This window comes from Pseudomonas sp. Bout1, from assembly GCF_034314165.1.
Lineage (GTDB): Bacteria > Pseudomonadota > Gammaproteobacteria > Pseudomonadales > Pseudomonadaceae > Aquipseudomonas.
The window spans coordinates 716188-742023 of the sequence record NZ_JAVIWK010000001.1 but is presented as its reverse complement, the minus strand read 5'-3'; the positions used below and the strand labels follow the sequence as shown (position 1 = coordinate 742023).

General features: G+C 60.8%; 26 protein-coding genes. 15 read left to right on the top strand and 11 right to left on the bottom strand.

Going from position 1 to position 25836, the window contains the following annotated elements; translation table 11 throughout:
• The first annotated feature begins 1 nt into the window (after position 1).
• The 3 genes from RGV33_RS03240 to RGV33_RS03230 all read left to right on the top strand — a co-directional run bounded on the left by RGV33_RS03240 (position 2) and on the right by RGV33_RS03230 (position 4724).
• Positions 2 to 850 (top strand): MaoC family dehydratase, encoded by an 849-nt coding sequence (locus tag RGV33_RS03240; protein ID WP_322143089.1) that lies wholly within the window; start codon positions 2 to 4, stop codon positions 848 to 850.
• A 292-nt stretch (positions 851 to 1142) separates the two neighbouring features.
• Positions 1143 to 2864 (top strand): collagen-like triple helix repeat-containing protein, encoded by a 1722-nt coding sequence (locus RGV33_RS03235; RefSeq protein WP_322143088.1) that lies wholly within the window; start codon positions 1143 to 1145, stop codon positions 2862 to 2864.
• Between the two features lie 174 nt (positions 2865 to 3038).
• Positions 3039 to 4724, top strand: coding sequence for a ShlB/FhaC/HecB family hemolysin secretion/activation protein (locus tag RGV33_RS03230; protein WP_322143087.1), 1686 nt, complete (start codon positions 3039 to 3041; stop codon positions 4722 to 4724).
• A 3-nt stretch (positions 4725 to 4727) separates the two neighbouring features.
• Here RGV33_RS03230 and RGV33_RS03225 read toward each other — a convergent pair whose 3' ends face one another.
• Both RGV33_RS03225 and RGV33_RS03220 read right to left on the bottom strand, forming a co-directional pair.
• The gene (locus RGV33_RS03225; protein WP_322143086.1) at positions 4728 to 5135 is read right to left on the bottom strand and encodes a response regulator; all 408 of its coding nucleotides are present in this window, start codon (positions 5133 to 5135) and stop codon (positions 4728 to 4730) included.
• A gap of 66 nt (positions 5136 to 5201) precedes the next feature.
• Positions 5202 to 5393: a Flp family type IVb pilin gene (locus tag RGV33_RS03220; RefSeq protein ID WP_322143085.1), complete on the bottom strand. Its 192-nt coding sequence runs from the start codon at positions 5391 to 5393 to the stop codon at positions 5202 to 5204.
• A 314-nt stretch (positions 5394 to 5707) separates the two neighbouring features.
• Here RGV33_RS03220 and cpaB point away from each other — a divergent pair, with 314 nt between their 5' ends.
• The 8 genes from cpaB to RGV33_RS03180 are packed head-to-tail and all read left to right on the top strand — an operon-like array spanning position 5708 to position 13162.
• Positions 5708 to 6646 carry a Flp pilus assembly protein CpaB gene (gene cpaB / locus RGV33_RS03215; RefSeq protein WP_322143084.1) on the top strand — a complete coding sequence of 313 codons (939 nt, stop codon included), beginning with the start codon at positions 5708 to 5710 and terminating at the stop codon, positions 6644 to 6646.
• Between the two features lie 20 nt (positions 6647 to 6666).
• Complete coding sequence (locus RGV33_RS03210; RefSeq protein WP_322143083.1) at positions 6667 to 7890, top strand: type II and III secretion system protein family protein; 1224 nt, start codon at positions 6667 to 6669, stop codon at positions 7888 to 7890.
• On the top strand, positions 7887 to 9077 hold the full coding sequence (locus RGV33_RS03205) for a pilus assembly protein (protein WP_322143082.1): 1191 nt from the start codon (positions 7887 to 7889) through the stop codon (positions 9075 to 9077). The genes RGV33_RS03210 and RGV33_RS03205 overlap by 4 nt, the downstream gene beginning before the upstream one ends.
• Complete coding sequence (locus RGV33_RS03200) at positions 9074 to 10345, top strand: CpaF family protein (RefSeq protein ID WP_322143081.1); 1272 nt, start codon at positions 9074 to 9076, stop codon at positions 10343 to 10345. Before RGV33_RS03205 ends, RGV33_RS03200 begins: the two co-directional genes overlap by 4 nt.
• Positions 10346 to 10356: 11 nt before the next feature.
• Complete coding sequence (locus RGV33_RS03195; RefSeq protein ID WP_322143080.1) at positions 10357 to 11241, top strand: type II secretion system F family protein; 885 nt, start codon at positions 10357 to 10359, stop codon at positions 11239 to 11241.
• Position 11242: 1 nt separating this feature from the next.
• Positions 11243 to 12127: a type II secretion system F family protein gene (locus tag RGV33_RS03190; protein WP_322143079.1), complete on the top strand. Its 885-nt coding sequence runs from the start codon at positions 11243 to 11245 to the stop codon at positions 12125 to 12127.
• Positions 12128 to 12138: 11 nt separating this feature from the next.
• On the top strand, positions 12139 to 12864 hold the full coding sequence (locus tag RGV33_RS03185) for a tetratricopeptide repeat protein (RefSeq protein WP_322143078.1): 726 nt from the start codon (positions 12139 to 12141) through the stop codon (positions 12862 to 12864).
• Between the two features lie 22 nt (positions 12865 to 12886).
• Positions 12887 to 13162, top strand: coding sequence for a DUF3613 domain-containing protein (locus tag RGV33_RS03180; RefSeq protein WP_322143077.1), 276 nt, complete (start codon positions 12887 to 12889; stop codon positions 13160 to 13162).
• 181 nt (positions 13163 to 13343) lie between these two features.
• On the opposite strand, the gene RGV33_RS03175 is transcribed toward RGV33_RS03180, so the two are convergent.
• Together RGV33_RS03175 and RGV33_RS03170 are read right to left on the bottom strand one after the other, a co-directional pair.
• Entirely contained in the window at positions 13344 to 14132 is a 789-nt protein-coding gene (locus tag RGV33_RS03175; protein ID WP_322143076.1) for a response regulator transcription factor, read from the bottom strand.
• Positions 14133 to 14245: 113 nt separating this feature from the next.
• The gene (locus RGV33_RS03170) at positions 14246 to 14731 is read right to left on the bottom strand and encodes a prepilin peptidase (RefSeq protein ID WP_322143075.1); all 486 of its coding nucleotides are present in this window, start codon (positions 14729 to 14731) and stop codon (positions 14246 to 14248) included.
• Between the two features lie 71 nt (positions 14732 to 14802).
• Here RGV33_RS03170 and RGV33_RS03165 point away from each other — a divergent pair, with 71 nt between their 5' ends.
• A complete protein-coding gene (locus RGV33_RS03165) occupies positions 14803 to 15243 on the top strand; it encodes a TadE/TadG family type IV pilus assembly protein (protein WP_322143074.1) in 441 nt (146 codons plus the stop codon).
• Positions 15240 to 17981, top strand: coding sequence for an ATP-binding protein (locus RGV33_RS03160; RefSeq protein WP_322143073.1), 2742 nt, complete (start codon positions 15240 to 15242; stop codon positions 17979 to 17981). The genes RGV33_RS03165 and RGV33_RS03160 overlap by 4 nt, the downstream gene beginning before the upstream one ends.
• On the opposite strand, the gene RGV33_RS03155 is transcribed toward RGV33_RS03160, so the two are convergent.
• The 5 genes from RGV33_RS03155 to RGV33_RS03135 form a co-directional block, all read right to left on the bottom strand.
• On the bottom strand, positions 17978 to 19999 hold the full coding sequence (locus RGV33_RS03155; RefSeq protein WP_322143072.1) for a pilus assembly protein TadG-related protein: 2022 nt from the start codon (positions 19997 to 19999) through the stop codon (positions 17978 to 17980). The genes RGV33_RS03160 and RGV33_RS03155 overlap by 4 nt on opposite strands.
• A 132-nt stretch (positions 20000 to 20131) precedes the next feature.
• Complete coding sequence (locus RGV33_RS03150) at positions 20132 to 20689, bottom strand: DUF4136 domain-containing protein (RefSeq protein ID WP_322143071.1); 558 nt, start codon at positions 20687 to 20689, stop codon at positions 20132 to 20134.
• Positions 20690 to 20734: 45 nt separating this feature from the next.
• The gene (locus tag RGV33_RS03145; RefSeq protein WP_322143070.1) at positions 20735 to 21343 is read right to left on the bottom strand and encodes a DUF4136 domain-containing protein; all 609 of its coding nucleotides are present in this window, start codon (positions 21341 to 21343) and stop codon (positions 20735 to 20737) included.
• 24 nt (positions 21344 to 21367) lie between these two features.
• Entirely contained in the window at positions 21368 to 22117 is a 750-nt protein-coding gene (locus tag RGV33_RS03140) for a methyltransferase domain-containing protein (protein WP_322143069.1), read from the bottom strand.
• On the bottom strand, positions 22114 to 22419 hold the full coding sequence (locus RGV33_RS03135; protein ID WP_177041441.1) for a MazG-like family protein: 306 nt from the start codon (positions 22417 to 22419) through the stop codon (positions 22114 to 22116). Before RGV33_RS03135 ends, RGV33_RS03140 begins: the two co-directional genes overlap by 4 nt.
• Positions 22420 to 22581: 162 nt before the next feature.
• Between RGV33_RS03135 and RGV33_RS03130 the strand changes: the two genes are divergently transcribed.
• Together RGV33_RS03130 and RGV33_RS03125 are read left to right on the top strand one after the other, a co-directional pair.
• Entirely contained in the window at positions 22582 to 22872 is a 291-nt protein-coding gene (locus tag RGV33_RS03130; protein WP_322143068.1) for a hypothetical protein, read from the top strand.
• A 301-nt stretch (positions 22873 to 23173) separates the two neighbouring features.
• Positions 23174 to 23476 carry a DUF6124 family protein gene (locus tag RGV33_RS03125; RefSeq protein WP_322143067.1) on the top strand — a complete coding sequence of 101 codons (303 nt, stop codon included), beginning with the start codon at positions 23174 to 23176 and terminating at the stop codon, positions 23474 to 23476.
• Between the two features lie 380 nt (positions 23477 to 23856).
• Here RGV33_RS03125 and RGV33_RS03120 read toward each other — a convergent pair whose 3' ends face one another.
• Complete coding sequence (locus RGV33_RS03120; RefSeq protein ID WP_322143066.1) at positions 23857 to 24330, bottom strand: DUF6392 family protein; 474 nt, start codon at positions 24328 to 24330, stop codon at positions 23857 to 23859.
• On the bottom strand, positions 24330 to 25808 hold the full coding sequence (locus RGV33_RS03115) for an S-type pyocin domain-containing protein (RefSeq protein WP_322143065.1): 1479 nt from the start codon (positions 25806 to 25808) through the stop codon (positions 24330 to 24332). The genes RGV33_RS03120 and RGV33_RS03115 overlap by 1 nt, the downstream gene beginning before the upstream one ends.
• Positions 25809 to 25836: the final 28 nt, after the last annotated feature.

The window sequence follows — 25836 nt, the reverse complement described above, 5'->3', positions numbered from 1 at the left end:
CATGCAGTGGCAGACATTAGGCAGCACCCCGTTTCTACCGCCGCTGTATTGGCGTGCGGCGCTCAAGCGCAAGATTACCGGCACCACATTGCCTGAGCACGGGCTGCGCTGCCGGGTCAGCGTCAACCCCAAGGAGGTGGCGGCATATCGCAAGGTCTGCGGGTTTGCCGAAAGCCCGGTGCTGCCGGCAACCTACCCACATATCCTGGCATTCGGCCTGCAGATGCAATTGCTCACCAGCAAGGAATTTCCATTCCCGCTGCTGGGCTTGATCCACCTGAGCAACCGCATCCGTATCCTGCGCCCGCTGGGCGGTGTGAGTGACCTGATGGTCGGTGTCTACGCGCAAAACTTGCAGCCACACGCCAAAGGGGCAACTTTCGATATTGTGACCACGGTCGAGGACTCATTGGGGCCGCTGTGGGAAGCCGAAAGCCGAATGCTCTGTCGCGGCGTAAAACTCGAGGGGGTGGCGGTGGATAACACCCTGCAAGCCGCTACGGGTGTCAGCGAGTTGGCGCGCTGGAAAGCCCCCGCCGATATTGGCAGCCGCTACGCCCGAGTGTCTGGCGACTACAACCCGATTCATTTGAGCGCGATGACCGCCAAGTTGTTTGGCTTCCCACAGGCCATCGCCCATGGCCTGTGGAACAAGGCGCACACACTGGCCGCGCTGAGTGAACATTTGCCGGCAGCCAACCTCCAGATAGACGTCGAGTTTAAAAAGCCGGTGCGCTTGCCGGGCGAAGTTATCTTATTGGCGAGTGCCGCCGGCCCCCGCGGTGAGTTGCAACTAAAAGGCGCCGCAGACATTGAACATATGACGGGGCGCTGGCAGCCTGCTTACTGATCAATTGTATATATACACCCTAAGTTATAGCGGGCTATTGATAGCCCGCTAAGTTTATCAACACCTTGATTTATAAAGCGTCAATTCTGCCACACCGCCTGCGGATATACCCTTGGTATTAGTCACTAAGCGGGCTAAACCGGCCTGTATATAAATCGTTAATACCAAGTTGAGCGTTGCGCTAAAAGGCACTCGGGTTTGTTATGGCCATAACGGACGAATGTATCGCTGCCCCTAGAAACAGCGAACTTCGATAACAACAAAGGCTGTACCAGGTGCAAGGAACTCAATCATGAAAACTCAAGTCGTGTTGTGGAAAGCAAGTACCGCGCTGGCCCTGATTCTGGCAGTAAGCCTCGGAGGCTGCAGCAGCGGTGGTGGTGGCCATCACACTAGCGTCGCGGCGTCTTCTCCGGATGCCGGCAGCGGCGCGGGTGGTGGTACTGGCGGTGGTACCGATGGCGGCACTGGTGGAGGTACCGGCGGCGGCACAGGTGGTGGCACTGACGGAGGTACCGGTGGTGGTACAGGTGGTGGTACTGGCGGCGGTACCGGAGGTGGCACAGGTGGTGGTACTGGCGGTGGCACAGGTGGTGGTACCGGAGGCGGCACAGGTGGTGGTACTGGCGGTGGTACTGGCGGTGGCACAGGTGGTGGTACCGGAGGCGGCACAGGTGGTGGTACTGGCGGTGGCACAGGTGGCGGCACGGGTTCGACCACTCCCCTCGTCACCGGTCAGGTAGTGGGCGCCGTGGGCGGTGTAGTCGGCAATGTCGGCACCGCCGTGGGTGACTTGGGCACAACCCTGAACACCGTTCCAATTGTCGGCACTACCGCCGGCGGGCTGGTCACTGCGACGGGCACTGCCGTCACTAGTATTGGCACCGGCTTGACCAACGGCCTGGGTACCCTGGGCACCAACAGCAACGCCTTGGGCACCACCGTTGCCGGTGTAGCCGACGGCGTGGCCGACCTGGGCACCGGCGTATCCAATACCGGCAAGTCCCTGGGCACCACATTGGGCGGCATTCCCGTGGTCGGTGGCTTGACCGGTGGTGTCGGCGGCGCAGCCGGCGGCCTGGTTGATCAGGTTGGCCAGGCGGTCACCATGCTCGGCGACACCTTGAGCACTGCCAGCACTACCGGACCTTTGGGCAGCGCGACCAATACGGTAGGCAAAAGCGTATTGGTGCCAGTGGTTTCCCTGTTGGAAAACACCACCGGCAACCTCGGCAACAAGACAGGCCTGGGCAACCCGGTCGGTGGCGTACTGGATAAAGTCGGTTCCACAGTCACAGCCCTGGGTGGCCAAGTGGCCAGCGCCGGCGGCACAGGCAACCCGCTGGGGGCTGTCGTCGGTGGCGTATTGACCGGCGTCGGCACCACCCTCGACAAGTCGAGCGGCTACGTCAACCCGGCAACCACGACCCCACAATCGGGCCTGCCTGAACTCGTCGGCGGCCTCGTCGCCAACGTCGGTAACGGCCTGAATATCGGCAACACCAATGGCACCGTCAGTGCAGCGGGCATCGCAGGCGGCTCTGTGGGCAACACCGTGGCTTCCCTCGGCACGTTGATTGGCGGCAATGGCGTAGCCAACACCGGCGCCACTGCGCCAGTAGGCACCCTGGCGACCAACGTCGGTGCAGCACTCAACCCCGTCACCACGGGTGTTGCCGGCCTGACGCAAAACATCGGCACCAGCACCGGTATCGGCGGCCCCGTCAACGGTCTGGTGACTCAGGTCGGCGGGGCAGTCAGCAGCATAGGTACCACCCTGACAGCGGCGAATGCCAACCCGATCACCAATGCCCTGGGCGGTACGCTCAATACAGTCGGCGGCACCGTGGGCTCAGTGGGTGGGCTGGTTACCGGCGGTACTGCAACCGGCGGTAGCGGCGGCCTGCTCGGCGGGTTAAACCTGGGTGCCAGCGCATCTGCTGGAGGCACTGCAAACACCAACACCGGTGGCGGCCTGGGAGGCTTGCTCGGCGGGCTGACCGGCAAAAAATAGAATTGCACCTGGCCATTAGACGGCCTCCCCTACAGCGCCTACGCTTGGTTGAGACGAGAGATTCCGATGAGTCTCTCGTCTTTTTATTGGCCCCTGACAGGCCGTCTCGAACCGTGGCCCAGAACCCGGCGGGAACCCGCGAAACGCTGCTGCAGTTTGACCATGGAGTGTCCTATGCGCGCCTCGACGCCGTTGTTTTTGCTAACCCTCATTGCCGCTTGTGTCCAGGCCGAGACCCTGCCCAGCTTCCTCAATAGCAACGACACCATTCGCAACTTGCCGGTGCCCAATCTTCCCGCCGATGCCTACCGCCCGGTCACGCCCCAGACCCAGTTGCCCGAGCCGGCCGCCACCCAGGGCCAGCCGCTGTTGATGGAGACCAAGGTGATCATCCGCAAGCTGCAAATCGACGGCGGCACGATCTACCCACTCAAGGATGCGGCCCAGGTTTTCGAACCGTTGATTGGCCATGAAACCACCGTCGCGCAACTGATCGAAGCCACCCGTGGTATCACACGCCGCTACCAGCAGGACGGCTACTTGTTGTCCTACGCCTACCTGCCCGACCAGCGCTTCGAAAACGGCCTGGTACACGTGATACTCGTGGAAGGCTACATCAAGGATTACAACCTGCAGGGCGACATCGGCTCCGTCTCGGCCTACGTCGACAAACTGGCGGCCAAGCTGCTGGCCGAGCGCCCACTGACCCGCAAGACCTTCGAACGCTACACCACGCTGATGGGGCGCATACCGGGTGTGACGCTGCAGGCGCAAGTACCGCCGCCAGGCACCACCGATGGCGGCACGCACATGCAGATTCAGGCCTCGCGCAAACCCTTCACCAGCAGCATGAGCATGACGGATGACAGCCGTGGCGGCCTGCAGGCCCTGATCACCGGCACCAGCAACTCCCAGACCTCCATGGGTGAGCAACTGAGCATCAGCGGCCTGTTCCCGCCGGGCGAAGACAAGGAGCACTACTACCGCCTCGGCTATAGCCAGTTCGTCAATGCCGAGGGCACCCAACTGGTGGTCAACGCCGAGCGCTATCGCGCCGACCCACGCAGCAATATTCAGTTGGACGGCGGCTTCGAACTCAAGCCCCACCAGCAAATTGACCGCTACTCCATTGGCCTCAGCCACCCGCTGATCGCCTCCCCCACCGAGTCGCTGACCCTGGGTACCCGGCTCTATGCCGTGGACCAGACCACCCGCTATCAACTGGTGGGTTTTCCCCAGCGTTTTGACCTGGAAACCAACCTGCGCGCGTTGGCGTTTGAAGGCGACTGGCGCAAGTCCGACACGCGCCAATTGCGCATCCTCAGCGCCGGCCTGTACCAAGGCATCGACGGCCTGGGCGCCAAGACCCGCAGCGACCTGGAAGGTATAAAACCGGATATCGACTTCTTCCGCCTGCGCCTTTCGGGCGTGCAGAGCGACAAGTTCTTCGACAACTGGCAAGGCGTGGCATCGGCAGCGTTTTACTGGAGCAACGACACCCTGCCCGACAGCGAACGTGCAACGTTCGGTGGGCAGAATTTCGGACGTGGCTACCCCGATGACCAGGGCTCGGGCGACAAGGGCTGGGGCGTGGCGTATGAGGTTAACTACAGCTTCAACCGCAGTGGCGAATGGGTAAAAATCCTGCAACCGTACGTGGTACTGGACAAGGCCAAGACCTGGTTCAACGCGTTGCCGGTCAAGGGCAATAACATGTCATCGGCGGCCGTGGGCCTGCGTTTTGGGGATAACAAGTACTACAACATTGCTCTGGAAGCGGCCAAGCCAATGTCGGACATCGCCCTGGACAGCTTCAATCGGCGGCCGCGGTATACGTTGAGTTTCAGCTACCAGCTTTGAACCCTACATCAGCCTGACTTTCGGCACGGGAAACAGGCTGTTGAGGGTGTCGATCAAGCGCACCAGATAGATCGGCTTGCGAAACAGGTCCAGCACCTGCAAACGCAACATGTCGCTCACATCATCCATCTCGGCATGGCCAGACATGACGATCACCGGCAAGTGCTGGCGAGCGGTGTGTTCGCGCAGGCGCTTGATCAGGGAAATACCGCTTTCCTCAGGCATGCGCAGGTCGGTGATAACGAGGGCGATATCGGGGTGCAGGGTCAGCTCCTGCAACGCGAAGGTGACCGAGGTGGCGGTGAAACAGACAAAGCCCTCATTCTCCAGCGACTCGGCCAGTTCAATGAGGGCGTCCTCTTCATCGTCCACCAAAAGGATTTGTTGCCGGGGAGACAAAGAGGAGTTCATGGAGAAATGCCCGAGGCGCAATAGATCATTCAGCGGGACCTGCACGTGTTTGCGCGAGTGACACCATCAGGTATGAATGGCCGCCTGGATCGTCGTAAATACGTTTGTCACCGCAGTACGGATGGGGGTAATAAAGGCCGCCAGCGCAACAGCAACCATCGCGGCAACAAGCGCGTATTCAATACCCGACGCGCCCTCTTTGGAGTAGAAAAAAATCTGGACTTTGATGAAACCCATGCGAATAAGATCAAGGAACATAATGACTTCTCCTTTGCGCCTATGGCGCTGGTACTGCGGCATCACAAAATGATTCCGGTGTGCCACTAGAGCATTGTCAACAAACCCCATACCAACAACTGTAAGAACTGATTAATCACAAAGTATTAGTCGGCATGCTGGCGCCAAAAAAGCTGCCTTTTCACAGAATCTGGAGATATTTGTTGGCCAGTAATGGCATTTCGTCCTAGCTGGGCTACCTTCAAATAGCGAAATAGTTAGATGCCTTTAGCGCCCCAAACGCGTACGCATTAGTAGGAAAGAGCAGTGGATGCAGCAGGATAGGGAGAGCCATCATGAACAGTCGCATTAGCTTGATCCTCGCCGGGCTGCTATTGGTAGGTGCATTGATTGCTGGCTACTGGGGCCTGGTGCTTAGTCGCTCTGCTCCTGTCGCCCCCCCTGTAACTCCATCACCCGAGGTTGCGCAACCCGCAGCCGAAGACCAGACACGCCAACCCGTGGTGGTCCTGGCCCATGATGTTGCACCCTTTGTTGCCCTCACCGCCGCCGACCTGACCCTGGAAAGACTGCGCACGGTTCCCGCCGGCAGCTTGACCCGCCTCGACCAGGCCGTGGGCAAGACCCCCTGGCGGCCACTGCCTGCCGGCACATGGCTCACCGAGGAGAGCTTCAACGCCGGCGGAACCTTGGCCCGGATGATCCGCCCCAGCGAGCGCGCCCTGGCCGTCGCCGTGGATGAAGTAATCGGTGCCGGCGGGCAATTGACCCCAGGCGACTACGTAGACGTTCTGCTCTTCCTGCGCCAGGAAGCCAGCAACCCGCAGCAGTCGGCACAAGTGGTGGTGCCTGCCTTGCGCCTGCTGGGCGTCGGCGACCAATTGGGGCTGACCAACGATGGCAACCCCGCCTCTACCCCACCGGCCACCGCAGACGAAAAACTCAAGCAACAGCAAGGTCGTGCCAGCGCACGCACGGTCACCCTGGCCGTCCCCGAGCAGCTGTTGAGCCGGCTGATGCTCGCCACCCAATCGGGTGTATTGCGCCTGGCTGTACGCAGTGCCGACGAACAACTGTTGAGCCAATACTGGGCCGGCGACACGGAATCCGCGATCAACCTGGAAAACACCAAGCGCGATCTCTACCAGTTCAACCAACTGTCCTTCAGCCAGGCCCCCCTCAACAGTTTCGGTCCAACACCTGCCAACGGGGCTCCAAAACGCTCGGGGGTCGAGGTGATACGCGGCAACCAGGTGACTCAACAAACGCCCTGAAAGAGCTAAGGATGCCTTGAATGAGCAGTCGTTCCGTGTGGTTTTTTTCGCGAGTATTCTGGGCCCTTCTCACCGTGAGCCTGCCCGTCGAGGTGGCACTGGCGGCGTCGGGGAACTGCGCGGGGCTGGGCCAATTGCCGGCCGTGCTGGAGGTGGGCGAAGGTACACAACAGGCAATTCAATCGCCGGTACCGATTACGCGGCTAGCCATTGGCGACCCGAAAGTGGCCGATGTGCAGGTCAACGGTAACCAGGCATTCCTGCTCACCGGTATCGCGCCTGGCAACACCAGCCTGATGGTCTGGACAGCGTGTTCCAGCAGCCCGCGCCAGAGCATGGTGTTCGTCCAGGGCAAGGCCACGTCGGCCCTGACCAGCCTGACCCTGTCACCGTCCGATGACCCGACGCTGCCCAGCCAGGTGCAAACCGACATCCGCTTCGTGGAAGTGAGCCGCACCAAGCTCAAGGAGGCCAGTACGTCGATTTTTGGCCGGGGCGGCAACTTTTTGTTTGGCACGCCCAACAACGTCGCCAACGCGGCGGCCACAGGGTTTCGCGGGCTGCCGGTAAACAACGACACCTTCAACATCGGCTTTGGCGGCGGTCGCGTTTCGGCCATGATCAACGCGCTGGAAAGCAGCGGGTTTGCCTACACCCTGGCCCGCCCCAGCCTGGTGGCGCTCAGTGGGCAAAGCGCGACCTTCCTCGCCGGTGGTGAGGTTCCGATCCCGGTGCCCAGCAGTGGCAGCAACTCCCTCTCCATCGAATACAAGGAGTTCGGGATCCGCCTGACCCTGACCCCGACCGTTATCGACCATGGGCGTATTTCCCTGAAGGTCGCACCCGAAGTCAGCGAGCTGGACTACAGCAACGCGGTCACCATCCAGGGTATCTCGGTACCGGCGCTGACGATCCGGCGCACCGACACCAGCATCTCCCTGGCCGACGGCGAAAGCTTTGTGATCAGCGGCCTGATCAGCACCAACAACACCTCAAGCGTCAGCAAATTCCCGGGCCTGGGCGACATCCCGATTCTCGGCGCGTTCTTTCGCGACTCCAGCGTTAACCGCCAGGAAAAAGAGCTGCTGATGATCGTCACCCCACACCTGGTACAGCCACTGGCCGCCAACGCCCAATTGCCCTCGTTGCCAGGGGAAAAACTGCGCAATTACGACCCGAACTGGTACCGCCTGTATTTCCTTGAAAACGGTAATTTCGACCGCCGCACTGGACTGTCCGAATGAGCGAGAGCCTGAGCCAGACCTTTCTGGCAATCACCCGCAACACCACAGACCTGGAATGGCTCCAGGGCGCGCTCGCGCCCCTGGGGCAGGTGGTCAGTGCCGGCGCGGGCAGCCTGGACGAGCTGTTGGCGTTGGTGGACGTGACGTTCGCCAACCTGGTGTTCATCGGCCTGGACCGTGAACACGTGACCACCCAGTGCGCCCTGATCGAAGGCGCCCTGGAGGCCAAGCCCATGCTCGCCATCGTGGCCCTGGGCGATGGCATGGACAACCAGTTGGTGCTCAATGCAATGCGCGCCGGCGCGCGGGATTTCGTCGCCTACGGCTCACGCTCCAGTGAAGTTGCCGGCCTGGTTCGTCGCCTGAGTAAACGCTTGCCGGCCGTCACCCCCAATGCCCACCTGGGCGGGCTGACCGTACTCTATGGAACCCAGGGCAATGCCGACGGCGCGCTGATCGCCAGCCACCTGGCGCTGGTGGTGCAAAAAAGCGGGCAGCAAACATTGTTGCTCGACCTGGGCCTGCCGCTCGCAGACAGCCTGGCGCTGCTGGGGCTGGAAAGCTCGTTTCACTTCGGCGATGCCCTGCGCCACCTGCGCCGCCTGGACGCAACGTTGATCAACAGTGCCTTCACCTCGGCCGAAGCCGGCCTGCGCATCCTCGCCTACCACACCAACGACGAGCCGCTGGAGCGTACCAGTGCGGCCGAGCTGTACATGCTACTCAGCGCCCTGCGCCAGCACTTCCAACACATTGTGGTGAACCTGACCGGGCAACCCGACAGTGAAGCCGTGCGCACCTTTGTCAGCCACTGCGACAAACTGCTGTGGTGCACCGACCAAAGCGTGCCGGACTGCCGCCGTAACCTTGCGATACTCAACCTGTGGCGAGAAAAAGGCATGAAACTGGAGCATGCCCGCCTGCTGGTAGACCGCTACCTCAAAGGTGCCGCCCCGGACTCGGAGGCGCTGGGCAAAAGCTTTGGGCTGGAAGTGATCGCCGTGTTGCCCTGGAGCCCGGAAGTTCGCCTGAGTGCCAAGAACCAGGCCCAGACCCTGTTCTCCCTGGCGCCGCGGGAAACCCTGACGCAAGCGTTGCGCAACTTGGGCGAGCGCCTGGCAAAACGCTCCGAAGGCCTGGCAAAACCCTCAACCAACTGGCTTAACCGCCTGCTGAGGACCAAATGAGCGGCGAGAAACTGTTTGGTGTTCCCGCACGCGGCAGCGTCGGCAATACCGATCACGACGGCCTGAAACTGGTGCTGCATCGCTACATCATCGATGCCATCGAGGAGTCGGGGAAAAACCTGCTGGAAGGCACACGCCAGTCCCTGGCGCAGTTTGTGATCGACAAGGTGGCCGAGTACATCACCCGCATGCACCTGGCAATTTCCCGTTATGAGATGGAACGCCTGGCCGAAGAGATCGTCGATGAGCTGACCGGTTTCGGCCCGCTGGAAGTGCTGCTGCGCGACCCCACCGTCACGGAAATTCTGGTCAATGGCCCGCACCGGGTATTCGTCGAGCGCGACGGCCTGCTGCAACAGAGTGATCTGCGCTTCATTGACGACCACCATGTCGAGCGGGTGATGCAGCGGATCCTCGCGCCGCTGGGGCGCCGGCTGGATGAATCTTCGCCAATGGTCGATGCGCGCCTGCCCGATGGCAGCCGGGTCAATGCGATCATTCCGCCGATTGCCCTGGACGGGCCTTGCCTGTCGATTCGTAAGTTTCGCAAAGACATGCTTAAAAGCAGCGACCTGGTGGCGATGCAAACCATCGACCAGGCCATTTTCGAGTTCTTCCAGGACGCCGTCGGCAAGCGCTGCAACATCCTGATCAGCGGCGGTACCGGCACCGGCAAAACCACGCTACTGAACATTCTCAGCCAGTTGATCAACCCCCGCGAACGCCTGGTCACCATTGAAGACGTGGCCGAACTGCAACTGGGCCATCCCCACGTCGTGCGCCTGGAAACCCGCCCGCCCAATGCCGAGGGCCATGGCGAGGTAAAAGCCAGCGACCTGATCCGCAACGCCCTGCGGATGCGGCCCGACCGGATCATCCTCGGCGAGATTCGCGGTGTCGAAGTCATCGATGTGTTGACCGCCATGAACACCGGCCACGACGGTTCGATGAGTACCGTGCATGCCAACAACGCCCAGGACGCCTTGCTGCGCCTGGAAACCCTGGTGGGCCTCACCGGGCGGGTGGTGGCGGAAAAAACCCTGCGGCAAATGATCTGCGCGGCCCTCGACGTGGTGATCCAGTTGACCCGCCTGCCCGATGGTCGCCGTTGCGTCAGCGAAGTGGTAGAGGTGGTGGGCATCCGCGAGGACGTGTACGTCATCAACACCCTGTTTCGCCATGACAAGCGCACCGGCTTTGGCTTCGTGCGGGAGGCTGTCAACCCGGCGGGTGACAAGTTGCGCCACGAAGGCCACCTGCCGGTGTAGGAGGCAACCCAATGATCGGTCCGATTCTGCTCGCCCTGCTCGCCGTGGCCCTGCTGGTACTGGGGATAGGCTTGCTGCGCAACGGTTTACGCAAGGCCCAGACCGACCGGGTACTGGAGCGCCTGGCCGAAGGGCAACCACAGTCCATAAAAGACAGCGCGGTAGCCACCAGCCTGGAACGCACCTTTATCCGTGCAGGCCTTGGCAGGCCTACCGAGCGCCTGGGCCTATGGTTGACCTTGTGGGCATTGGGCGCCCTGTTGGGAGGCCTCGTGGGCCAGTGGGTCGGCCTGGGGGTGATGGTGCTCGGGCCGCCCTTGGCACTGCGCCTGTACATCGCCGTACGCTACCGGCGGCGGCTGCGCCGAATGGTCGAACAACTGCCGCAACTGCTCGACCATGCCGTACGCAGCCTCAAGTCCGGACGCACCCTGGCGGATGCGATCCTGAGCGGCATCGAGGCCAGCGACGACCCGTTGAAAAAATCCATGGGCCGCATCAAGCGCAATGTGCAACTGGGTGTGAGCCTGCCAGAGGCGGCTCAAGACTATGCCGAGTTTTATGAACAGGATGAACTGCGCCTGTTTGCCTTGGGCCTCAAGGTCAACCACCGTTACGGAGGCAACGCCAGCGAGTTGCTGGAAAACCTGATCAAAATGATTCGCGAGCGTGACCAGGGTACCCGGCAATTACGCGCCATGACGGGTGAGACCCGGGTCACCGCAATGGTGCTCGCAGTGCTGCCGGTGAGTGTGGCGGGCTACTTCCTGATCGTTAATCCGACGTACCTGATGGCCATGTGGGATGACCCCAGCGGCCAACGCCTGATGCTCGGTGCGTTCGCCTTGCAAATCATCGGCTGCGTGGCGCTGTGGCGCATGTTGCGGAGCATCTGAGATGGCGATTTTGATCAGTGTCCTGTTGTTTCTTGCCGCGCTGTCGCTCCTGTTGGCCAATGTGTTGAGCAGTCGTCGCCAGCAACGCCTGGTCACCCAACGCTTGCAAGGCGAGCCAGGTCGTAACGAAAAAATGAGTGAGTGGCTGCACCAGCTGGGCAGCACCCGGATCGGCCAGCGCACCGTCAGCCTCGATAACGAAACCCAAACTCTGTTGAGCCGCATGGGCTGGAGAAAGGCCAGCCAACGCTCAATGTTCGCCGCATGCCAGATCGGCTCGCCGATCCTCATGTTGGGCCTGACCGCGCTGGCACTGGAGCTGTTTTTTCCCGGCACCGAGCATGGCTCGGTGATCGCCCTGCTGGGCCTGATCATTGGGTATCTGCTGCCCAAGCGGGTCTTGGTTTCACTCGCCAAAAAGCGCCAGCAGCAAATCGCCCGTGAAGTGGCGACCTTCATTCCTTTGGTACGCATTCTGTTTGAGTCCGGCATGGCCGTAGAGCAGGCGCTTCGAGTCATGGCCTACGACGCGCAGAAACTGCTGCCGGTGCTGACCACCGAACTGCGCCTGGTGTTGGCACGCGTCGATTCCGGACTGGAGCTGGGTGAGGAATTGAACAAGGCCAGCCAGATACTGGACGTCGATGAACTGACCGACACCTGCCTGATCCTCCAACAGCTCCTGCATCAGGGCGGTGGTGCGATGAAGTCACTGCAGTCGCTCAAACAACTGCTGGATGACCGGCGCCTCACCCGCCTGCAGGAATACATTTCCAAGATGTCGGCAAAAATGTCCGTCGTGATGATGCTGTTCCTGTTTCCCGCATTACTGATCGTATTGGCCGGCCCTGGCTTTATCGCCATCGCCAAAGCCTTCACTTTTTGAGAGGACACGCCATGAAGAAAGTAATGATCGCCTGCAGCCTGCTGTTGCTGGGTGGTTGCGCCAGTAACGGACAACTGCCGTGGGCGGGTTTTAGCGCACAGGGCAGTTGTGCCAAGCCCAACTCCAACCAGGAGTTGTCGCTGAACCTGGCCGACGATATGGCCAACGAGGGCAAGCTCCACGCCAGCCTGGCCAACCTGCAAAACCTGCCAGACAACCTGCCCCAAGTGCGCCAGCGCCAGGCCAAGGTGTATCGCCTGCTGGGCCGCAGTGAAGCCGAGCCGTTGTACCGCAGCCTGCTTGGCACCTGCATGGCTGCCGAAGGCGAGCACGGGCTCGGCCAACTGGCCGCCGCCCGGGGCGACAACGGCCAAGCCATGGCGCATTTGCAACGCGCCGCCAAAATGTCGCCCACCGATGAAAAAATCCGCAACGACCTGGGTGTCGTGTACCTCAACCAACGGCGTATGGAAGACGCGCGCTTCGAATTCCTCACCGCCATGGAGCTCAAGCAAAGTGACCAACTGGCAGCGGTCAACCTGGTGACACTGATGATCTACCAGGACAACTGGGAACAGGCGGCGCAAGTGGTCAGCCGCATGGGCCTGAGCCCCGAACAAGTGACACAGGCCCAGGCCCGGGCACAGCAACTCAAGGCGCCCGCCTCGACGGTGACGCCGGCAAAGGATCAGGTCGCCGCCGTCAGCGACGTGCTGCAAGCGCCGCCTGTCAAATAGGCTTCTGAAGGGAGTACTCAAGATGAAACTCACACTGCTCGCCGCTGTGCTGCTAACCAGCCTGCCGCTGACGGCGCTGGCGATAGAACCCGGGCCTTCTTCGCCCCAACAAAAACAGACCGAGGGCTGGCTGCAACTGCAGGTCAGCGGTGAACAGGCCTCCTCCCACGTGCAAAAGGCCACGCCCGCTGAACGCGACCAAGCCCTGCAACGTTTGCTGGACAGCTACAAATACCCTATTCCGCAGTACTACGACCAGAAACAGGGCGGCAGCACCCCCGGGGGCGACAGCAACTAGGCCTGTACCGAATGGTGTGGCAGGACGGGAATACGAGCTGTCAGTGATTAATGCCGCAAGTTCGCCGTTAAAAGCAGGGCGCTTTCCAATCGAATGGTGTCGTCTACAAACTATCGATATGCCGACACTACACTGTCGCCAGTGGGAGCTTGTGCTTCGGCGCCCCGAATACTCGGTAGCCCTAGTGGGCAGTGACGCGCTGGCGTGCCGATGAATGGTTCGGCGACAACGCCAGCGCCAACTGGGTGCGGTTGTGCATATGGGTCAGGCGCAGCACTTGGGACACGTAGAGTTTCACCGTGTTTTCAGTGATGCCCAGCTCACAGGCAATTTGATAGTTGGTCTGGCCCTTGCCAACCAGCCTTGCAACATCTAGCTGGCGCGGGGACAACTGATTGAAGATCGCCGGTATTTCATCAGGGTCAGTTTCGTTGGTTTCGCCGTCGGTTTCAGTCGACGGGCTCGATTGCGGGCTGCTGCGCACTTTGTCGAGGTCGTGATACAGGTCGTCAATGGACGCCGAGAGGAACTGCAACTTCTGGTTCAGGTGCCCCAGGTCGACGTTTTTCTGCCGGTCTTTCAGTGCCACGACCTGGCGCTGAATACCTTCGAGCAGTTCGTCCAAATTGATCGGCTTCTGGTAGTAATCGGCAATCCCTGCGCGCAGAGCCTTGATCACGTCCTGCTTGTCGGCACGCCCGGTCAGCATGATGGCCTCAAACGCCCGTTGCTTGCCAGCCAGGCGCTGCAGGGCCTGGACCAGCTCGATGCCATCCATGTCTGGCATGTGCAGATCGCACAGCACCAAGCCAATCTCGGCGTCATCGCGAAAACGCTCGACCGCCTGCTGGCTGGAGTTGCAAGGGACGCAACGGTAACCGCTGCTCTCAAGAAACTCGCAAAGCTCTTCCACAATCAGGGGCTGATCGTCGACCACGAGCACTTTCACTTCAGAGGTAAGCTTGTTCACGCGCTACTCCATGCCTGGGCAAGCCAAAGACCGACCGATCCATTCCGACCACTTTCCTGTACGACCTACTCATAAACGTAGACGTACTTTCCTACTATGTACATAGCGATACCCTACGTGGCGACTAATGGGATCCAAAGCCAGGCCAGGCAAAATCCGACCAGTAAAAACGGCACGAATGGCTGCCTGGCCGACTGTTCCGGACCAAAGTACTGCAAGGTATTCCTAAGCCCTTGATTCATCAGCGGCCACAGCCTGGGCGCCAGTAACAGCCAGGCCGCGCTGGCAAGGCCTGCGCCGATAAACGTGCCCAGTACATAAAGGGTGTTGGTCGCCAGCCCCAATGCCACGATCAACTTCACGTCACCGGCGCCAAGCCGCCCCATTGCGTAGCCGGGCACCGTGAACAACAGCGCCACACCAAACGCCAGGCCACCCTCGACAGCCGGCGCGCCGAGCCAGGTGGTGCCACTAAAGAGCAGGTAAACCAGCGCCAGCAGGCAGGCACCGAGGGTCAAGCGGTTGGAGACCTGACGTAGACGAACATCCTGCACGGCGCACAGCACCAGCCAAACGAATAGGACGAGGCTTTGAATCACGTAAAAAAAATCCCTTTTTGCTGAATGATTCTATGCTGATATCAGGTAGTGGTAGTCAGGGTAGACGAGTCATGAAAAAAGGCCTCCCCGGGAAGCAAAAAGGTGCCGCCGCGCTGGAGTTCGCGTTGGTCTTCATGATTTTTTTTGGCGTGTTTTATGGTTTGGTGAGCTACAGCCTGCCGTTACTGCTGATGCAGTCCTTTACCCAGGCCGCCACCGAAGGGGTAAGACGTAGTGTGGCCCTGGACCCCGCCACGGCCGGTTACCCAACGGCATTGCCCCAACAGGCCATCACGGCGGCGCAGACGCAACTGTCGTGGATCCCTCCCCAATTCAAATTTCTTCCCGGCTACGTCACGGCAACCTACAGCCCGACGGGCCTGTTGACGGTGTACATCAACTACCCCACGTCCAGCCTCCAGAATGTGTTGCCGTTCCTGGTGCTGCCTGGCTTGGGTACCGTCCCCGCGCTGCCCCCCACGCTTTCCGCCCAGTCGAGCATGCAGTTTTGACCTCAGGGGATAAACTGTTCGGCCGCCTGCTCGGACGCGGCAACCACCTGCCTGCAGAAGCGTCGCCGGGAATGCCCGCCACCGCTGCGTTGTTGTTCTACCTGGACGCCCAAGGGCGAGTTGTAGACGTCCAGGGCCCGCTTCGCCATCGGCTGGAACAGCCCGCCGGGCAACTGCCCACCTCGCTGCTCGATTACCTCACCCCCATGAGCAGCCTGGTGATCGAAGGCGCGCCCGGCGAATGGCAAGGGCAAAGCCTGGACCTGGACTTCAAGGGGCTTGCCGGGCAAACCCTGCATACCCGCGGCTGGGTTCAACCCGAGGCCAAGGGTTGGCTGCTGCACCTGCTGGACATTGGCGACCTGATTGCCCATCGCCAACTCACCCAGCAACGCGACCTCAACCAGCGCGTCAGCGATCAGATCCATGAGCAACTACGGGTGTGCAGCCTGACGCGCCTGCCCGAGGTGTTGCTGGACACGCTGCAGACCATTTCCCAGCACTGGCACATCCCCTGCGTTGGTGTTGCCTTGCTCGATGAGCAGGGCCAGGAATGGTGTATCCAGGGCTGTTACAGCGCCCACGATGCACCGGCCCTGTGGCATAACGGGCAAGCCTTGGGCGCCAGTCTCGACAGCTTGGGCGGTACGGCGCCGGTCAGCCTTGGGGTCAACCGTGGCCACAGCGACCACCCACGCCTGCAAGGGCTGTTTGGCAATGCCGATGGTTTTATGGTGCCTTACCGGGATGGCCAGGGCGTAGGGGCCTGGCTGCTGTGCGGTTTTTATAGCCGCCAGGAACAGACCAGCGACCGTGACTGGTTGCAACTGACCACCGCTCTCGCCGCACCGCTGCTCGGTCGCCTGCGCGAGCAGCGCCATCAACAGCAGCTGGACCGCCTTGAAGCGCTGCAAGGACTGCTCGGCACCGGCTGGTGGGAACTGCCTCCCCACACTGACGACATTGAGCTTGCGCCGCTGTTGCTGCGCACCCTGAGCCAAGGCGAGGCCACCACACGGCTCTCGTTGCCAATGTGGCTGAAGCTGATTCACCCTGCCGACCGGGAAGAACTCGCCAGCCGCCTGCAAGACCTCAAAAACCTGGGCAAGCCGCTGTCGAGCAGTGTTCGCCTGCTGCGTGCCGACCCGGCGCAAAACCCCATCTGGTACCGCGTGCAGGGGCAAGCGCTGGGCTCGGGCGCACACCGTCGACTGGTGGGCTTCATGCTCGACATCAGCGATATAAAAAACCAGCAACAACAGGCCGCCGCCGCCCACGCCCGCCTGGACAACCTGATCGCCAGTTCCCCGGCCGTGATCTACGTACAGCGCTACGTGGAGGGCACGCTGCAACCGGTGTTTTTCAGCGACAGCCTGCTGCCGCTGCTGGGCCGCACCCTGGCCGACTTCACCCCGGCGGCGCTGAACCAATGGGTCCACCCCGACGACCGCGACCTCTACTTTGACCGTACCCGCCGCCTGTTGCGCGAAGGCCACGTAAGCTGCCGCTACCGGGTGCTCGACAAACAGGGCGCGTACCACTGGCTGCTGGACGAAGCCCGGCTGTTGCGCGACGACCTGGGGTTGCCCGTAGAAGCCGTGGGCCTGTGGCTGGATGTCACCGAATCGACCCTGGCGGCAGAACGGGTCAAGGCGAGTGAGGAGCGCTATCGGATCCTGGTGGAAGACTCCCCCGCGATGATCTGCCGTTATCGTCCGGACCTGACCCTGACCTTCGGCAATACGCCCCTGGCCACCTACATGGAGTGCCTGCCCGCGCAACTGCCGGGCATGAACCTCAGCCAGTGGCTGTCCGAAGAACAACGCGAGGCGTTTGTGCAGCGCATTGGGCAGTTGACCCCGGAGTTCCCCGTGAGTACCGCCGAAATCAGCCTGCAACTGCCGGGGCGTACACATGCCTGGTGGGTGTGGTCGGACCGGGGCGTGTTCGACCAACAGGGCCAGCTACAGGAAGTGCAGGCGGTGGGCCGCGACAACACCGAAGTGCGCCGCTCCCAACAGCAACTGACCCAAAGCGCAAAAATGGCCACCCTCGGTGAAATGGCCACCGGCCTCGCCCACGAGATCAACCAGCCGCTGAACGTGATGCGCATGGCGATCGTCAACGTGCTCAAGCGCTTGAGCAACGGCGATGCGCAAATCGACTACCTGACGGAAAAACTCCAGCGCATCGACGCCCAGGTCCAGCGGGCAGCGCGCGTGGTGGACCATATGCGCGTGTTCGGGCGCCGCTCGGAGGTCGAACAACAACCCTTCAACCCGGCGCAGGCGGTGGAAGGCACCCTGTCGTTGCTCAGTGAAGGCCTGCGCGGCAAGGGTGTGGATCTGCGCGTGGCGCAGCCGGACGTTTCGGTGCAAGTCAAAGGCTATGTCGACCAGTTGGAGCAGGTGCTGATCAACCTTATCGTCAATGCCCGCGACGCCCTGCTGAGTAAACGCGAACATAACCGCGACCTGCAGCCGTGGATCTCGGTACACATCGAGCACGACAGCCGTCACGTACGCATCTGGGTGGAGGACAACGGCGGCGGGATTGACCCGCGCCTGCTGGAGCGGATTTTCGAACCGTTCTTCACCACCAAACCGATTGGCGTGGGCACCGGCCTGGGGCTGTCGGTGAGCTATGGCATTGTCGAAAACATGGGCGGCCGGCTGAGTGTCGCCAACAGCGAACAGGGCGCGAAGTTTTGTGTGGAGCTGCCGCTGGTTGAACCCTAGTTCACCAACGCCGCTTGCCCGTGAGGCCGGCAACTGAGGTTGGCCCCTACTTCCACCGCATTCAGGTTAACCCCAAGGCTCGACAGCAGGCTGTTCACCAACGGGTCCAGGATCGGGCTGAGTACCCCGCCGATCACCGTGCCCAAGGTGCTGTTGAGTCCGTTGAGCAGCGTCGCTGTCGTTGTCAGTAACCCTCCAAGCAGATTGAACCCGGTCGGTTTATAGACCTGCAATTGAATCCCCGATAACGCGTTGCTGATCGCACTGAGAAGACTGGCAGTCGATGAGGCGTAGTACTGCGGTGGCAGGCTGATTTCCGGCGGTTGCAGGTACGTGTGGGCGGGCAAGGCACTCGTCGCCGCCCCCACCGAACTATTGACGCTGAGGCCGATGCCACCCCCGTAAAACGCCTTGCGCGTCGCGGGGTCGCACGTCGTCGGGCCTAGCCCCAGCAACGGTTTGAAACAGGTAATGGCGCCGATATCCACCACTGGTAAAGGAGGAATCGGATTGAGCGTGGTGTTGCTGTTAAACGCGTTGATCAATTGCGGGCTCTGGCCAATTTGTACAGTAACAATCGAGGCATTGGTTTGAGTGGTCAGGGTCTTGCTGGCGTCGCTGGCGCAAGTAAACCCGGTGACATAGCTTTCCGCCCTGGCCAGTTGAACGACCACATCGATTCTGGCCGCCGGCGGATTTGAGGACGACGACAGCACTTGCAGATTGGTCATCTGGCAATAGCCACCCAACAGGCATAGCACCGAATTGATGGTGCCCCCCAGGTTCAAGCTCAACAGGTTGTTCAACACGTCCGAAAGCGGCCCGACCAAGCCGTTCAAGGCGCCCTCCACCAAGGGGTTGTCCAGCACCGGCAGGCCCAGGGTCAGGCCGAGGCTTAACTGGGCGGTCTTCACATAAATGCGCGTCGCAGAGGTACCGTCCTTGGCGTAGGTAGGGTCGCCGATTGCCGACAACTGCGGCGGCTGGATCACCTTCAACTGCACCCCGCCGTTCAGCAGGCCCGGAATACTCACCGGGATGGTCGCAACCACCCCGTTCTTGGTATTGGCCAACTGCACAAAGGCTTCGGCCAGTTGGAACACGTTCAACGTGGTGTTCAGTCCCGCCGACACCGCCCCGGTTTGCAGTTGCAACAGGCTGCCCAGGGTGACATCCAGGTTGCCGACAATAGCCTTGATACTGGTAAGGCCGCTGACCGCCACGCTGGCCGTACTGCCTCCGGCACTGAGCACCGTGATTGCCGCATCGAGCAGTTGGCTGATCTTGACGTTCTGGGTCAACAATTGGTCGTAGGCTCCCGCCGTCACTCCCACGTTCAACGCCAGTTGGTTGAGGTAACTGAGCAGATTGATGTTGGTGTCCACCAGCCCTTGCCAGCCTGCCACGCTCAGATTCAACGAGCCGCCCAACAACTGGCCGAACAACAGGTTCAATGCTGCCGACTTGCTCGAGTCCACGGTGACCAACGTAGATTTGATCGTCAGTTGCGCCTGGGGGGGCAAAATCTTCGGCGCCGCCACCGCAACCGCAGACAGCTGGGTGTTCACGTTGTATGCACTGCCACTGGCCATTGCCCAGATACCGCCGGCAACGCTGGTCATGACCGGGCGCGAGGCGATCACCTGGATGGCATCGGTCTTGGTCGAGTCTGCGGAGAACACCCGCTGGTTAGTGGCCCCGGTTGCCAGCACCCCACAGGTCACCACCAGGGCACTGCCCGGCGGGATGACATACCCGTTGCGCACCGCGCTGGCACCGGCATACGTGGGCGCAGTGTTGGTCGCCGGCAGGCAGTCGCCCTTGCGTTGCACAGCCTCCAGCGCCGCTATGTCGGCGATCGACTGCAACTTGCGCTTTTCCACGTACAGGCGGCTGCTGTCGATGACCAGCAACAGGAACACCAGGGCGATGCCCAAGGTCAGGGCCGCCATCAAGCCAATTGCACCGCGCTGCCTTGCATACCCGGCGAGGTTGCCGGAACGAAGTCGAAGAGACATCGAGCACTCCTTTGCCGGCACACTGCCGAGCGCTTACTCTCCTGTGTGCTTGGGAGTGTAGACAACAGCGGCAGGGGCTGCAGGCCAGTCGCCGTAAATCAACTGGCGACCGGCGCGGGGCAATTCAAAGCGTCAATGCGGCGGGTAGTTGGAAAGCACTTTGGTGACTGTTGCGCGAATCGCCGCGCTGCGGTCCTGCGGTTCCGGAGAGCTGGCGAGCATTTGCTCATCGCTGCCGCGCCACACCAGTTTGCCGTCCTTGCCGTCCAGCAGGTCGATCTGAATGGTCGCCACTTTGTAGGTGATGTTGCGGGTTTCGTTGTACATCGGTGCGCCCCAGTAACCATTCCACGGGCCGCCCCAGGCGCCGCCATAGTTGGTGGTGACTTGTTGCTGGCGGTCTTCGACGATCAGGTAAGCCTGCACATTCAGGTCAGCCTTGGTGCCCGGCGCTGCAGGGCGCAGGCCACGCTGGTCGAGTTGCTCGCCCACGGCCTGGCGAATGCGCTGTTCGGTGAGGTCGCTCTTGATCCGCGGGTCATCCGGGCGGTACTGCAACGCCGGTTCTTTCCAGCCCCAACTACGGTAGGCACCGAAGTCCCGGCTGGCGTCGAAATCATGGTTGACCTGGCTGCTCTGGCAGCCGCCCAGCAACACAACAACAGCAAGTGCAGCGATACGACGAAGCATGGTTTTTCTCCAAAAGACGAACTGAGCCTGAGATGAGAATAGCTGCTAACTGGGTGGGTAGGCGGTCATTGCTTTCTGCATCGCTTCCCGCAAGGCATCGGCACGTTCGCTGAGGCTGCCCTGGCTTGCGGTTTCGGCGCTGGTGCTCCATACCGGCTGGCGGGTGCGGGCGTCGAACAGGCTGATGCGCGCCACGGCCACCGTCACCTCATAGGTGCGTACCACCGGCACACTGTTGTACATGCCGTAACCGTTGCCATAGCGGTTATACCCACCGCCATAACCGTAGCCATAGTCGTCCTGGACCTGGCGCAGGCGTTTTTCCAGGCGCACGTCGGCGCTCACAAACAGGTCGGGGGCGCGGTTATCGTGCAGGGGGCGCAGGCCGCGCTGGTCGAGGGCGCCGCTGACCGCCTCGGCAATCTGCGCCGAATCGGCCCAGGCCGAGCCCGCCGGCAGTTGGTTGTTAAGCCAGGCCCAACTGCGGTAGGCGCCGTAGTCGCGCACCGGCGCCGGGTAGGCGCTGGCATCAAAGGTGTTGGCCGCCTGTGTAGGCGCCGGCGGCATCGGGGCAGACGCCGCCACATACGGGTTGTTGCTCTGGCAACCCGCCAGGCCCAGGCCCAGCAGGATCAGTCCAAGACAGCGCTTCATTTCGACCTCCGCAGACTGGGCCGCTTAAACCGGACGGCAAATCCAGTGCAAATAACGCCCAAGTCCGGCAAAGCTTGGGTGACGACGGTGAGCGAGCTCCATCTCCAACACATCCTGCAACTCGGCGCGGGCCTGGAATTCCACCGGCATATAGTCGTGAAACACCCGCACGCCACTCTGGGTTTCGACCTGCCACAGGCCTTCTAGTTGCGTCGCCAACTCCCGTGGGTCCAGGGGTTGTTGCGGCGTGAGGCTCTGCTTCTCGCCGGCCATGTCGTTCTTGCGCATTTTGCGAAAGTGGCCTTTGAGCAGGTTGCGGTAAATCAAGGCATCGCGATTGTAGAACGCCAAGGACAACCAGCCACCGGGCGCGGTCAATTGGTGCAGCACCGGCAGGATCGCGTGGGGTTCGGCCAGCCATTCCAGCACGGCGTGGCACAACACCAGGTCGTAGGGTTCGGTGAGTTGGCCGAGCAAGTCCTGCCAGGGCGCTTGAATGAAGGTTGCCGTCTGCCCGCCGTCGGCGAAACGCTGGCGGGCGCCTTCGAGCATCGGCTCGGCGGGTTCGGCCAGCGTCACGTCGTGGCCGCGCTCGGCCAGCCATAGCGACATGTGCCCCAGCCCCGCGCCGATATCCAGCACCCGCAGCGGGCGATCCGGCAACGCCTCGATCAAATCAGCCTGGAGCACCGCCAGGCGAATTGCGCCCTTGGCACCGCCGTAGATCTTCTCGGCGAAGCGGGTGGCCAACTGGTCGAAATGACGGTCGCTCATTTGGCAAACCGCCGCTCGCTGTCGGCCAGCTTGGCCTGTACCACTTGATCCATGTCTAACCCCAACTCACTGCACAACAGCAGCAGATACAACACGATGTCACCCACTTCCTGGCCTGCATGGGCGAGTTTGTCGGCGGGCAACTGGCGCGACTGGTCTTCGCTCAACCACTGGAATATCTCCACCAGCTCGGCCATTTCAACGCTGGCGGCCATCGCCAGGTTCTTGGGGCTGTGAAATTGCTTCCAGTCGTTGGTATCGCGGATGCGGTGCAAGCGTTCGGTGAGGTGTTCGAGATTCATGGGGGGCTCCTGAAGGTGCATAGCTTCGGGCGGATGCCGGGCGAAGGCAAGTGAATCCCTGCGGCCCGTAAACCTCTATGCTAGAAGGGAACTAGCTTGGACCAACAACGACCAAAGGCTCAGGTTCGGCAGCTACGCCCACCGTCTTATCAGGACACACACATGCAAACAGACTTTTTCGGATGGCTGGGTCTCAAGATCGGCCAGATCATCCACTTTATCGTCGAGCTGTTCGGCGGGCTGTTCAACACGCTGTCCCACGCGGGCGGCGACTTTGTCGACGGGCTGGCCAGATCCTTAGGGATGGACACCTCGATCATCAGCATCCTCATGCTGATTATCGGGTTGATGCTGCTGTACTCGGCGGTGCGCGCGTTTATGCGAGCGTCGATCATCATGGGGATTATCTGGTTGATGCTCGGGCTGTGGGTGCTCAGTTGGGTGGTGCATTAATAAAGGGCCAGCAGGGTAAATCCCTTTAATTTGCGGGACGTTTCCGAGACAATCTTTCGGCCTTGTGCCTGTTGGGATGGGTGGCTAGTCTTCGGCCCTTCACTGCATATCAGTGATCGGGTTTAGTCGCCCGCCTCCCAACTCGCGCATGTCTCCATGAGGTTTTATGGTGGCTGCGTGTAGGGCACCTTCGGGTGCGCCGGATTTTTCCTGTTGGGCCGGTCGACTAACCTGCGCGCAGCCGCCACCCATCGTTTAGTCGCGATGGTGTCGGCTCCTAGCTACCAACCGGAGTTACACCATGAATAAACTGGTCCCCGATCCACCCAGCGACATCCTCAACGACCGCGCCGCCTTCAATCGCGCCCTCGAACACTACCTGCCGTCTCAGGGCTTCCACACCATCAACGAAGACCTGAGCTTCGAAGATTCCCTGCTGTACACCGCCAGCCTGCTGAACAGCGCCTCGGCGACTGCGCTTGACTGTGGCGAGCTGCTGGATAGCCCGCAGCGAGCGAAGATTTTGGCCGTGTGGCACTTACTGGAAATTGCCAAGACCACCGTCGACCGCTCCATCGAATGCCTGCACCCGCGTAAGACTTAAGCCTTCATTGCCTGGCCGTCAGCTATCGCAGGCAAGCCAGCTCCCACAGGGGAATGCATTCCAAGTGTGGGAGCCGGGCTTGCCCGCGATAGCGATCACCCAGGCAACAGATGAGCGTGCAGCCAGTTGCACTAGAGTCGTCATAACTACGACCTAGGTTCGCGATCCATTGATTAATCAGTGCGGCGTTCATCAATACCACCCTTGTTGCTGATTCGTTTTGTGCATTTTGGAACGGACGATTTCAATCTCCGCCTCGGAGTACCCATCTGCCGGAAACCTACTGCCACATCAGATCTGCTTCGTTGCTACGAAATAAGGGGGCGTATTTGTTTTCGATTAAAACATGCGCTCCCTTTTTGCTTGAATCGCGGAAGGGATCAGTCATCCCCCCTGTCGACCAAGGTAAACGTCAGTGTTTTCACCTGCAGGGTGTCTGCATAAGTAAGTATCAGTTTGGTATTAGGGGCAGTGCCGGGGTCAAGCAGGTAGGCATCCCAACCGCCGATAGCCGTGTTGAGTGGGAGCCTTGTGAAGCCCTTCGAAGCCATCGGAGGCCCAAAAGCCGCTCGCACACTTGACTGATTTATCACAGACAAAAAGGGCACCGGTAACTCGCCCTCGTAAGATGTCATGCCTTCCATCGTCGGAAGTAAGACGATATTGAGCGTTTCCAAGCGCTTGGTCTGCGCCCGAAAAAGTAGCTCAAGCCCCTTTCCCGGTGTAAGGGTTAGCCAATCTCGCCCGGTGTAGAGTTCACTTAAGGGGGCGTCGGGTATCGCTCCTTCAGCCACTAAGATCTCGTAGTGGCGACCAAGATTCTTCACCCAATGTGTAATGGTTTTGGCGTCCATCAATACCACCCCTGTTCCTGATTGAGTTTGTGCAATTGTTCCCGGGCAGCTTCGATAATGTCTTCGGCGAAACCCTCCTCCAGCAACCCACGCTTGATTGCGTCAAAATTCCTGTCTGCTGCCATACGCAGATCTGCAACATCCTGCAGTTGTCTGGCCTTGGTGTTTCGTCCGCCATAAGTCTCACTGTACTTCTGGTGGACGCGGGCGGGAATTGCAATAGCGGGAGCCTGTTTCAGATAGTTTTGAATTTCCTGATCGGTGATTCCGGGGAAGGCCTCCTTCAAACTGAGTTCAAGCACTTTCTGTGAAGGTATGTGGTCAATATCCAGCCCGTCTCGTTGGCTTCGTGATCGGAGGTCACCGTAAATGCCTACTTCCAACGGCTTCACCGCCGGCTTGGCAAACACCAAATACAACGGCGGCACACCAGAGTCGACGGGGAACGTGATGATCGTATCCTGCCAGGTAACGTCCTCAGCATCCCGTCCCGGATAGTGCGTAATCCCCGTCTCCTGCCCCACCGGAATCGGATGCACCAGCAGGTTATCCAACCTTTCGGGCGTACCGGGATAAGGCGTTGGCGCATTCACCACCGGGCCGTTGTTCGGCGTCCAGGTGATGGAAATACCGTCCAACACAGCCACCATCGCGCTCTTGTCGGCGCTCCATCTGGCCTGTGTTACCGGCACACGATCGGCGCCACTGCCCGGCCTTGTATGCAGGCCGTAAACCCGCATGTCTCCAGCCTCATCTAGACGAAACTGGAAGCGCACCCGAGTGCTGGCAACCCTCATGTTTGCCAAGTGCTCCGGGCTGTACATCGTTGAATCCCCGATATCCCGTGGCCAAAAAGCCAACACCACGACATTCAACGCCGAGCTGGCTCCGGCAGCGGCCCCAGTAAGTCCGCGAACAGCCCAGGCACCAAGATCAGCACCCAGCGTTCCCGCCACACGCCCAACAACGCCACCCGTACCCGTCGAGCCCATCAGTGCGACAGCGCCAAAATTGGCTGCACGTTCAGGAGTCTCTCCTGCGGCTGTCGAACCGACCGGGACTGAAATGCAGGACTTGGCGAATACGCAGACGCTTGCCGGTGGACTCGTCATAGCCGGTGTGACGAAGCTGGAAGGCGCCAGGCTGTCAACAGGCGGCATGCTTCGTGGTGCAACACGGGGCTGCGGGGCCGGCTCAAGGCTCTGGTACATCAGGCTTTGATTGGCGATCAACGTGGGCGGGGGGCTGCATTTACACCGGCACAGATCGCCGTCCAGAGCCGTTTGGCGCCCTTCCCACGTTTGAACCAGACGAGGACCGATACATTCGATAACGCCCAGGCTTTTGCAGGTTGGGCAGGCAACTCTGTCACCTTCCCGGGCAATCAGCTTCCCTTCGATTTCTGCACCATCAAGGCCGGCCTTCACCACCCCGTGTGCCGTGGTTTTCGCCCCGTCGGTGATGTTGTAGCGCCTCACACCTGGCTCTCTATCCAGTAGCCGGGCT